This is a genomic window from Azospirillum sp. (genome assembly GCF_035627195.1).
In the GTDB taxonomy this organism is placed as follows: domain Bacteria; phylum Pseudomonadota; class Alphaproteobacteria; order Azospirillales; family Azospirillaceae; genus Azospirillum.
The window spans coordinates 1-3,161 of sequence record NZ_DASPMG010000424.1 but is presented as its reverse complement, the minus strand read 5'-3'; the positions used below and the strand labels follow the sequence as shown (position 1 = coordinate 3,161).

Annotated in this window: 4 protein-coding genes; 2 read left to right on the top strand and 2 right to left on the bottom strand. The window is 70.5% G+C overall.

The annotated features are described in order from the left end of the window. Positions 1-862 (top strand): lytic transglycosylase domain-containing protein (locus VED21_RS36415; protein ID WP_324890986.1); only part of this gene is annotated, 862 nt, incomplete at its 5' end. Then, positions 859-1,542, top strand: coding sequence for a haloacid dehalogenase type II (locus VED21_RS36410; protein ID WP_324890984.1), 684 nt, complete (start codon positions 859-861; stop codon positions 1,540-1,542). The genes VED21_RS36415 and VED21_RS36410, both read left to right, overlap by 4 nt. Before the next feature lie 154 nt (positions 1,543-1,696). Here the strand turns inward: VED21_RS36410 and VED21_RS36405 are convergent, their stop codons facing one another. Continuing rightward, positions 1,697-1,918: a hypothetical protein gene (locus VED21_RS36405; RefSeq protein WP_324890982.1), complete on the bottom strand. Its 222-nt coding sequence runs from the start codon at positions 1,916-1,918 to the stop codon at positions 1,697-1,699. A 123-nt stretch (positions 1,919-2,041) separates the two neighbouring features. After that, positions 2,042-3,161, bottom strand: a 1,120-nt coding sequence (locus tag VED21_RS36400; RefSeq protein WP_324890980.1) for an AAA family ATPase, incomplete at its 5' end; no start/stop codon positions are given.

The following is a 3,161-nucleotide window of genomic DNA, read 5'->3' as shown; positions in this document are numbered from 1 at the left end:
CGCCCAGGCGCGCGACTGGTACCAGAAGGCCGCCGGCTACGGCACGACCTTCTACGGCCAGCTCGCCACCCGCCACATCAGCGGCGCCCGCTTCAAGCTGCCGGCCGAGCCCGGCGTGTCGGCCGCCGAGGCATCGGCGTTCGACCGCAAGGAAACGGTGCGTCTCGCCCGCTTTCTGAAGGAGATCGAGGGGCGCGACGACGAGAAGCTGGCCGCCTTCCTGCGCCGCGTCAGCCTGGACGCCAAGACGCCGGAGGAATACGTGCTGGCCGCCCGGCTGGCGAAGGAGGCGGGGCGCCCCGACCTCGCCATCGCCGCCGCCAAGGACGCGGCACAGAACGACGTCTATCTGGTGGAGGCCGGCTACCCGGTGATCCGCCCGCCGGCCTCGGCGCCGGAGCCGGCGCTGGTGCACTCCCTGATCCGGCAGGAGAGCACGTTCAACCCGAACATCGTGTCGTCGGCGGGGGCGCGGGGGCTGATGCAGCTGATGCCGGCGACGGCGCAGCTGGTGGCCAAGCAGCTGGGCATCAAGCAGCACAACCACGCCAAGCTGATCTCCGACCCGCAGTACAACATGCGCCTGGGGCAGGCCTACATGGCCGACCTGATCGAGCGGTTCAACGGCTCCTACGTGCTGGCCATCGCCTCGTACAACGCCGGGCCGGGCCGCGTGCGCGGCTGGATGGACACGTTCGGCGACCCGCGGACGGAGGCGGTGGACATCGTCGACTGGATCGAGCTGATCCCCATCTACGAGACGCGCAACTACGTCCAGCGCGTGATGGAGGCGATGCTCGTCTACCGCGCCCGCCTGGGCACGGGCGGGGAGATGGACCTGGAAAGGGAGTTGCGGCGATGACGGACCCCATCGGCGGCATCCGCGCCTGTGTCTTCGACGCCTATGGCACGCTGCTCGACGTCACCGCGGCGGCGCGCCACTGCCGCGCCGACCTGGGTGACTCGGCGGATGCGCTGGCCGCCGTGTGGCGGGCCAAGCAGCTCGAATACACCTGGGTGCGGACGCTGATGGGCGCCTACGCCGACTTCTGGCAGGTAACGGGGGAGGCGCTGGACTACGCGCTCGACCTGCACGGCCGGACCGATCCGGCCCTGCGCGCCAAGCTGATGGAGCTGTACTTCCGCCTGGACGCCTTCCCCGACGCCGGCCCGGCGCTGGAGGCTCTTCGGGGGCGCGGCCTGCGCACCGCCATCCTGTCGAACGGCAGCCCGCCCATGCTGGCGGGCGCCGTGGACAGCGCGAAGCTTCGCCCGCTGCTCGACCACGTGCTGTCGGTGGACCCGCTGCGCCTTTACAAGCCGCACCCGTCGGTCTACCAGCTGGCGTGCGACCGGCTGGACCTGAAGCCGGCGGAAATCCTGTTCGTGTCCTCCAACGGCTGGGACGCCGCCGGGGCCGGGGCCTTCGGCTTCAAGGTCGCGTGGCTGAACCGCGCCGGCAGCCCGCCCGACCGCCTGCCGGCCGAACCGACGATCACCATCACGGGGTTGGCGGACCTGCCGGCGTTGCTGGGCGCCTAGCAAAGCCCCTCTCCCTTGAGGGGAGAGGGGTTGGGGTGAGGGTGGTTACGGCCGGATGGTCGGATAAGAAGACTCGTTTTCCCGGCTGCCGCCGGTAACGACCCCTCATCCCAACCCTTCTCCCTCAAGGGGAGAAGGGCATTAAAACAATGGGCTACAGGCGGGTGCGCGCGAAGGGATTGCCCAGGCGGGAGCCGAAGGCGGCGAGGCGGGATTCGCGCCAGGACACGGCGTTGATGCCGCCCTGCGGCGACACCGTCACCGAGGTGACGCCCGGCTGGTTGCGCAGCCAGCCCCTCAGCTTCTCCTCCATGCGGCTGACGTCCTGGTCGCCGTTGGCGTCGATTTCGATGGATACGTTGAGGCACGTCTTCATGCTTCTCCTCCCGAATTGAAGCGTTGGCCTGAAAACAGGCGAGGCGCCGAAGCGCTCCCGAATCAAAAAAGGCGCCGGGACGCGACCGCCCCGGCGCCTTCGATCAGGCCAACGTCACGCCGTTCAGTGCACCGAAGCACCCCGGCCGCCGATGGCGAAGCCCAGCGGCGGGCGCTCCGGCGCCTTGAAGCCGTGGCTGCGGTCCTCCTCGACGCTGCGGCCATCCAGCGCCAGACGGCCGTCCACCACCGACAGGGTCAGGGTGGTCCGCTCCTCCGCCTCGCGGTCGAGCAGCAGTTCGGCGATCGGATCCTCGACGTAGTTCTGCACCGCCCGTTTCAGCGGACGCGCGCCGAACGCCGGATCCCAGCCGAGGTCGGCAAGGCGCCGCCGCGCGTCCTCGTCCGCCACCAGCGTCAGGCCGCGCTCGGCCAGCCGATCGTTGACGCGGGACAGCTGGATGTCGACGATCCGGGCCATCTGGTCGCGGCCCAGGCGGCGGAACAGCAGCACGTCGTCCAGCCGGTTCAGGAACTCCGGCCGGAAGGCCTTGCGCACCGCGTCCATCACCTCGACCCGCGCGCCCTCCATGTCGTCGTCATCGTGCACCGCGGACAGCGCCTCGGCCCCCAGGTTCGACGTCATGATCAGGATGGCGTGGCGGAAGTCCGCCGTGCGCCCCTGCCCGTCCGTCAGCCGCCCGTCGTCCAGCGCCTGGAGCAGCACGTTCAGCACGTCCGGGTGCGCCTTCTCGACCTCGTCGAGCAGGACGACCTGATAGGGCCGGCGCCGGATCTTCTCGGCCAGCGTGCCGCCGTCGTCGTAGCCGACGTAGCCCGGCGGCGAGCCGACCATGCGGCTGACCGCGTGCTTCTCCATGTACTCCGACATGTCCAGGCGCGTGACCGCCGTCTCGTCGTCGAACAGGAACTCGGCCAGCGCCTTCGCCAGCTCGGTCTTGCCGACGCCGGTCGGGCCCAGGAACAGGAAGGAGCCGGTCGGCCGGTTGGGATCCTTGAGGCCGGCGCGGGCGCGCCGCACCGCCTTGGACACCGCGCGCACCGCCTCCGCCTGCCCCACCACGCGGGCGGACAGACGGTCCTCCATGCCCTTCAGGCGCTCGCGCTCGCCCTCCAGCATGCGGTCGACCGGGATTCCGGTCCAGCGGGTGACGACGGCGGCGATGTCCTTGGAGGTTACCTCCTCGCGCTCCGTGCTGGCGCGGGACTCCGCCTCGGCCAGA

Excerpts from the sequence above, each read along its gene's own strand:
- VED21_RS36410 (WP_324890984.1), top strand. The coding sequence starts at position 859 with ATGACGGACCCCATCGGCGGCATCCGCGCCTGTGTCTTCGACGCCTAT.
- VED21_RS36405 (WP_324890982.1), bottom strand. The coding sequence starts at position 1,918 with ATGAAGACGTGCCTCAACGTATCCATCGAAATCGACGCCAACGGCGAC.